Source organism: Candidatus Gorgyraea atricola (assembly GCA_030765235.1).
Lineage (GTDB): Bacteria > Omnitrophota > Gorgyraeia > Gorgyraeales > Gorgyraeaceae > Gorgyraea > Gorgyraea atricola.
The window spans coordinates 1-6,571 of the sequence record JAVCCW010000003.1 but is presented as its reverse complement, the minus strand read 5'-3'; the positions used below and the strand labels follow the sequence as shown (position 1 = coordinate 6,571).

Below are 6,571 nucleotides of genomic sequence, written 5' to 3'. Positions count from 1 at the left end.
GCACAAGGGTCTTTTCTACTGGCGCTTCATGCTTTGTCAGCTGGCCTGTACTGCCTGCGGAATGAGTCATGCCTGTGGATGTAGGCTTAGGTCCTTCTTCCTGTACATGCCTTGGCTCTGCCTTTGCCTCTGGCTCTGCCTTTGCTACTGCAATCACCTTGCCGCCTGGGAAATTGCCTCCAGGCGCTGCTGGGCCTGCACCTATAATAGTAGCTGCCTCATCATCTGATATATAGGTAGGCTCTTTTATGCCTATAACAGAGGCTACCTTTATATTAGATATTCTGGGAGCTGTATTATCAGCAACACCCAGATCCATGGTCTTAAATGTGAATTCCTGGCTTACACCTTCATTACCGAACATGTCCTTACTTCTTATCCTGTAATGATATAGTGTGGATGGTTCAAGATTGGTCAATATTATTTCATGGCGGGTTACCAGATTCGTATCTTCTGGGCTTGTGCTTTCATACACAAACCCTGTCTTGCCATAGTCTACATGAGAGGTGCTTGGCTCATCTGTGGTCCAGGTGATCCTGGCAGAGTAATAGCCTGTAGCTACTCCGCTTACCTCCCTCTCCTCATCAAGGCTTGCGCCCATAGAGGTAGGCGTGGAGATAAACAAACCTGCCCATAGAATAAAAAACGCCATTACAAGTCTCATGGCTTTTGTAAATAACATAGGTATACCTTATACCATATATAATATGGCTGTGTCAATAACTTTTGTCATCCCCGCGTAAGCGGGAATCCACAAATCACATTTCTCGCATCCTTCTTGTCATTCCCGCATTTCTCTTGTCATTCCCGCATCCTTCTTGTCATTCCCGCGAAAGCGGGAATCTATAAGATGCAGTCGAGTTTCTGGATTCCCGTTTTCACGGGAATGACAGAATTCACTTAAAAATCCCCGTCCGCAAATAGCCTACCCAGCGAATTTACCCCGAATAGTCTCTGGACAGATGTGGAATCAGCAAATACTCCGCCTTCTTCGCCATTGATCCGTAGCGGCGAGTGTTCTAAAGCTTCCTCGCCCTCTTTATTCAAGACCAGGCCTATTCCGCCTTCCCAGATCTTCTCGAACTTCTCGTAGCGCATGGTCATATTGCCTAACACAGGGTCTGCGATAAACACCCTGTTGCCCTTTAATCCCCTAAATATAACGAAATGGGAGTAATCCTTTATACTTACAGGGATCAGGACTGGCTTGTCCAGCTCCACGAGAAACTCCAGATCCATCTTATAGCCCACGACCTTATAGCCGCGTGCCTGTGCAAACCTCTTCAGGTCCAGGAGTGAAAACCCCTGCTTTGCTTTTACCTTATCAATATCACAGGTCGTCAAGAGCACCTCGAGTATGTCCACTTCAGTGATCTTGTCACCAAAGTAGTAACTTAAGAGAGTTGCCAAAGCTGCCGGCCCGCATGAATAATCAAGGCTCTGCGCCTGATCATCCAAGAGCAACGTGTTGCTTGTTGTCCTTGAATCAGTGCCGCTCGTAGGACCATCGATATTCTTTACATCAGCGACGTTTGCGCTTCCAGTCAGTACGCCAGCTGCTACAGTAACGTTTGACTGTACTGCATTTGCTGAATCCACGGTATTCGCGTTGCTTAAGCCCTTAAAAAACCTCTGGGCCTGTTCATCTACTGTCAGGGTATTGACTTCCACATTACCCGCGACAATAGAGTCTAAGCCCTTGTCTGTAAGGACCTCAGCTGCTAATACCGGAGAAACAGTTCCTGAAAAAACAATGCTTAAAGCTGCGATAATACATACTAATTTCCGCATGTTTCTTCCTCCTTGTTTTTTAGGTACGCCTGTACCTAAATGTTTCATCCGTTTTACTTCCTATCTATGTTCAGGCCTCTCTCCCATTTTAGGCCGGATATTGGGGTTCTTCTCGACTTCGCTCGAAGAATATTACTTGCCAATATTGTTCGAGCGAAGCCGAGAACTACTTATAATAAAGGTACTACGTTGTTAAAACTGCCTGAGTTAACTTCAGTTACTCCCTCTCTAGTTGTAAACGTTTTCTGTTCCTAATAAAGAAAAAAGGCTGAAAATTCCCTGAGGGGAATCTTCAGCCTCTATAGACACTCTTAAACTTTTTCTTTGAAACACCATTTTTATCAATGTCATAATTTTTTGATCTAAACCCTTTTAAATCTTGGTAGGTGCAATATTAAATTGGATATGTATGATATTAGCACTACCCAGGATTGTTGTCAACTATTTTTTTAATGTTTTTTCTCGGGCTTTATATGTATTATACGTTCTACTTAATTGCACGGATTTGTCGCTTTTTAACAGTGTTGGCGGTTTTAGACGCTGTTAGGCTAAAAAAATTACGCTATCTTAAGAAAATGACCTACTAACGTAGGGTCAAACTGCGTGCCTGAATGCTCCTTTATTATATTTATCGCATCCTCTTTTGAATATGCCTTTCTATAAGGCCTGTCAGAGACAAGCGCCTGGAATACGCCTGCAATAGCAAGTATCCGCGCGCCCAGCGGAATGTTTTCTCCAGCCAGTCCATCAGGATAACCAGTGCCATTAAAACTTTCATGGTGATGCCGTATAAGAGGTTTTGTATTTTCTAAAAATTTTATATCTCTCACGATCCTTTCAGCGATCTTAGGGTGTTCCTTTACAACCATGTATTCCTGCTCAGTGAGCTTTCCTGGCTTTCCTAATATCTGCTCGCTCACTCCGACCTTTCCAAGGTCACGCAAGAGTGATGCCAGCTCCAATGTCTTTTTTTCCTCGTTAGATAATTTGAGCTCCTCAGCCATCTTCAGAGAATAAGCCACTGCAAAGTCTGCATGGCCTACCTCAGGCGCCTCTCTCATTGCCATTGCCTTTGACAATGCCTTGATAATAACAAGGTATGTCTCATGAGTGTCAGTCACTTTACTGTTGCCATTGACCTTCATGTATTCCTCTGTACTGTTTTTAAGTTCTTCCAGGAATGTAGTTTCTAACTGGTGAGGCAGATCAGAACGAAGTATGCGGTGGTGGCCGCCAGGTGTCTTAAATGACTTTATCTTTCCGCTGTAGATGTAATTTTTTATGGTTTGAACGCCGACCTTCAAAAGCTTGGCAGCTTCTTTTGTGGTCAGGATCGACTTTTTGTACAGTGGGGCGATATTGTTTTTATTATTGTTGTTCACAATATAAGGAATTGTATAAAAATGTAAAAAAACAATAAATAATAATTAACGTTGAAACGATTATATACTCTTTTCGCTGTATCTGTCAAGGAATTTTTTTCGGAAACTTCAATCTAACTTTACACTCTTGCAATGTCAAAGTGTAAAGTTACAGGAAAGTCCCTAACTTCACACTTTCGTGACACACACAAAGTGTGCTCCTCCCTTCTCATCTACGTAAGGTCTAATTCCTTCTCTAATTTAAATCTACCCAAAAAATCTGAGATTTTTTCTAACGGGGTGCAATAAAATGGGGGCGAGATGTGTCTATATTAGTGAGGGCATGGTTTACGGAGGCCGAAGGCCGACGTAAACCATATGCCCGAACTAACCCCACACCCAGCAATGTATTATGTATATATTATAAGATCTGGGAAGACAGGAGAGCTCTATTATGGCTATACGAGTGATCTTACTCAGCGCATTAAAGAACATAATAGCAAGCAGGCCTACGAGCTTGTTTATTACGAGGCCTATAAATCATCAGGAGATGCGCGTAATAGAGAAATTCGGCTAAAGCAGTATGCACAGGCGTTAACTGCTCTTAAGTCTAGATTGAAGGAGTCATTAAAATAATACATTGCTGGGTGTGGGGTCAAATTCGGCCAAATAAGTTACGTCAATCAAAGATTGACGTAACTTATGGCCTCATTTGAGGTGACAGCTATGAAGAATATGATGAAAAAGAAAGAATACAGGGCATTCCTTGGCAGGTTAAAAAAAGAGATCATCTCTGCAAGGCAAAAGGCCTATAGGACCATCAACAGGCAGTTAGTAGAGTTGTATCTTAGTATTGGAAAAGGCATCTATGAGAAAGTAGAGGTTTCCAAGTGGGGCGAAGGTATTGTAGAAACGCTGGCAAAAGATCTACAGGAAGAGTTTCCTGATATGAAGGGATTTTCCACTAGAAATTTATGGGAAATGAAAAAATTATATGAGACTTATGAAGATAAGCAAAAACTGCAACCGCTGGTTGCAGAATTGCCTTGGTCGCATAACTTATTAATTTTACATAAGGCGCAAACCATAGAAGAGAAAGAGTTTTATCTTAAGACATGTATAAATGAAAGATGGAGCCGTCGCGAATTAGAGAGGCAGATTGGGTCTTCTTTATTTGAACGCTTTATGCTTTCGAGAAGAACGGATAAATTAGTGCTGCACACTGAAGAAAAGACCGTACTCGCACATTTTAAAGATGACTACATATTTGACTTTCTCGGATTAAAAGACGATTTTTCAGAAAAGGATCTGCGTAAAGCTATTGTAACAAACTTACGGCAGTTCTTCCTTGAATTTGGCAAATATCTTACATTAGCAGGAGAAGAATATGTAATAACTGTCGGCAATGAATATTATAAAATAGATCTATTATTTTATCATCGGACTTTGAGATGTTTTGTCGCAGTAGAATTGAAAATTGGAGATTTTAAACCCGAATATATAGGCAAGATGCAGTTTTATCTAACTGCGCTTGATGAAAAAGTGAAATCAGAAGAAGAAAATCCATCAATAGGTTTGATTCTCTGTAAATCAAAAAATGAAGAAATAGTACGCATGGCTATAAATAAAACTCTTTCACCCATAAAAGTAGCCTCTTATATGACAAAAATAATTGATAAAAAACTCCTTGAAAGAAAATTGCATTCTCTGCCGTTTCCTGAGAAGTAAATTAGAGTATAAATGTACCTTCGCAAAGCCTAACTTTACACTCTTACAATGTCAGAGTGTAAAGTTACAGGGCAGGTTTAAACCTGCCCTGTAACAAAGAAAAGTAAAGTTATCGGGAATTGATGACTGTGGCAGTGTTGGTGTTGGTGGCGGATTCTACGTTGACATTGAAATTGGACTGCACTACTGTGGCGCTGTTTACAGCATTGATATTGGCAAGCGCAATGAGCTCGCTCTGGCTATTACCAGATAGATTAAGGGTATTGGCTGTAGTGCCCATTTCGTTTATCACAGTAGCCTCGTTTAGATTTGGCGGTATTGCCTTGCACATGTCGCCTGTGCATACATTCATATTGCTCTGGACGAGGGTGGCTGAATCTACCTCATTGATATTGGCCAGGGTACCTATATCTACCAGGCCCATGAGCCCGCTGGTAAGACCGTCAGTCATGTTTTCCACCATCTCTACGAGGCCTTGCGGACCTGGCTTACCTGCTATGATCTGGTCTAATTCTGCATCTGAAAGTCTCTGGCTCTGGGCTGGGTATGCATAATGCGATAGGAAGATAACACCTACTATTACTATGGTTATCCTAATTAAGCTCTTCATGGCTAACTCCTTTCATTTCAATGGGTTAGGCACAAAAATACCCCATCTTTAAGCATGGGGTCTCATGAAGAACTTAATCTTCGTTAACCGGCAACCCAGCTGTCCCTCTACTAGCTCGGGACCTGTGGCTTTGCGACCCATCCTCTCAGACGGTGTGCCTTTTTCGATTACATTTAAAGTATAGCACAAGGTCGATAAAATTACAAACTTTTAAATGTGAAATTTTCATGAAGATGGGTAGCCTAGGTTGAATATAGCCAGAAATATGGTAGACTTATGGTAGAGGGCTTAATACATACCTTTATACATATAGAAAGGGGGTGAAAAATGTTAAGACTAAAAAGTAGGCATGGCTTTACGCTCGTAGAAATTATGATAGTAGTCGCAATCATATCTTTACTAGCAGCAATCGCAATACCGAACTTACTACGGGCACGCCACAATGCTAACGAGGCAGCAGCTATCGCAGCTCTGAGGACCATCTCAACAGCTTGTGAGAGCTTTCGTTCAGCACAGACACCACCAGCATATCCTGCAAACCTGGCAGCACTAAGTGGAGCAGTACCTCCATACATAGATGCTAGTCTAGCAGGCGCTACTGCAGCTGGGACTGCAAGGCAAGGTTATTTTCATACCTATGCCATGGTAAACAATAACCAGTTTACCTGCACATCCAGTCCTGGAGTAAGCGGCACCACAGGTACTCGTATCTTCTTTGTGAACGAGACTGGTGTAATAAGGCTGAACAATGCAGCAGGTGCACCGATAGAATAAGGCGCGCATAAAGCGTAAAGGTCAAACAGGAGTCCTCAAAAAGGACTCCTGTTTGGTTTAGACTATGTTAATCAAGCTAAGGCAAAAATCTGGTTTTACATTACTTGAACTGGTCATGGCAGTCGCTATTCTGGTAGTTGCCATTACAGGCATATTGGCGATCTTTGCAAAATTTATAGCGCTCAATGAAGATGCCAGGAGCCTTACTATTGCGCTAACATCCTGTCAGGACAAAATGGAAGAGATCCGAAATTCAAACTTTGACACTGTATTTGCCAACTACGATGCCACTAGCTTTAACCCTGAT

General features: G+C 42.0%; 8 protein-coding genes and 1 riboswitch. Of the genes, 4 read left to right on the top strand and 4 right to left on the bottom strand.

Features of this window, described 5'->3' with window-relative positions; all coding sequences use genetic code 11:
- The 3 genes from P9L93_00810 to P9L93_00800 all read right to left on the bottom strand — a co-directional run.
- Positions 1-682: fibronectin type III domain-containing protein (locus P9L93_00810; protein MDP8229625.1), on the bottom strand; the 682-nt coding region annotated here is incomplete at its 3' end.
- A gap of 218 nt (positions 683-900) precedes the next feature.
- Positions 901-1,839: a C39 family peptidase gene (locus P9L93_00805; GenBank protein ID MDP8229624.1), complete on the bottom strand. Its 939-nt coding sequence runs from the start codon at positions 1,837-1,839 to the stop codon at positions 901-903.
- 509 nt (positions 1,840-2,348) lie between these two features.
- Positions 2,349-3,173: an HD domain-containing phosphohydrolase gene (locus tag P9L93_00800; GenBank protein ID MDP8229623.1), complete on the bottom strand. Its 825-nt coding sequence runs from the start codon at positions 3,171-3,173 to the stop codon at positions 2,349-2,351.
- 384 nt (positions 3,174-3,557) lie between these two features.
- Between P9L93_00800 and P9L93_00795 the strand changes: the two genes are divergently transcribed.
- Both P9L93_00795 and P9L93_00790 read left to right on the top strand, forming a co-directional pair.
- Positions 3,558-3,788 carry a GIY-YIG nuclease family protein gene (locus P9L93_00795; GenBank protein MDP8229622.1) on the top strand — a complete coding sequence of 77 codons (231 nt, stop codon included), beginning with the start codon at positions 3,558-3,560 and terminating at the stop codon, positions 3,786-3,788.
- A 66-nt stretch (positions 3,789-3,854) separates the two neighbouring features.
- The gene (locus P9L93_00790) at positions 3,855-4,880 is read left to right on the top strand and encodes a PDDEXK nuclease domain-containing protein (protein MDP8229621.1); all 1,026 of its coding nucleotides are present in this window, start codon (positions 3,855-3,857) and stop codon (positions 4,878-4,880) included.
- 109 nt (positions 4,881-4,989) lie between these two features.
- Here P9L93_00790 and P9L93_00785 read toward each other — a convergent pair whose 3' ends face one another.
- Positions 4,990-5,490 (bottom strand): hypothetical protein, encoded by a 501-nt coding sequence (locus P9L93_00785; protein MDP8229620.1) that lies wholly within the window; start codon positions 5,488-5,490, stop codon positions 4,990-4,992.
- Between the two features lie 86 nt (positions 5,491-5,576).
- Positions 5,577-5,659, bottom strand: a riboswitch (cyclic di-GMP riboswitch).
- Positions 5,660-5,817: 158 nt separating this feature from the next.
- Between P9L93_00785 and P9L93_00780 the strand changes: the two genes are divergently transcribed.
- Together P9L93_00780 and P9L93_00775 are read left to right on the top strand one after the other, a co-directional pair.
- Positions 5,818-6,264, top strand: a complete 447-nt coding sequence (locus P9L93_00780) for a type II secretion system protein (protein MDP8229619.1) — start codon at positions 5,818-5,820, stop codon at positions 6,262-6,264.
- 64 nt (positions 6,265-6,328) lie between these two features.
- Positions 6,329-6,571: prepilin-type N-terminal cleavage/methylation domain-containing protein (locus tag P9L93_00775; protein MDP8229618.1), on the top strand; the 243-nt coding region annotated here is incomplete at its 3' end.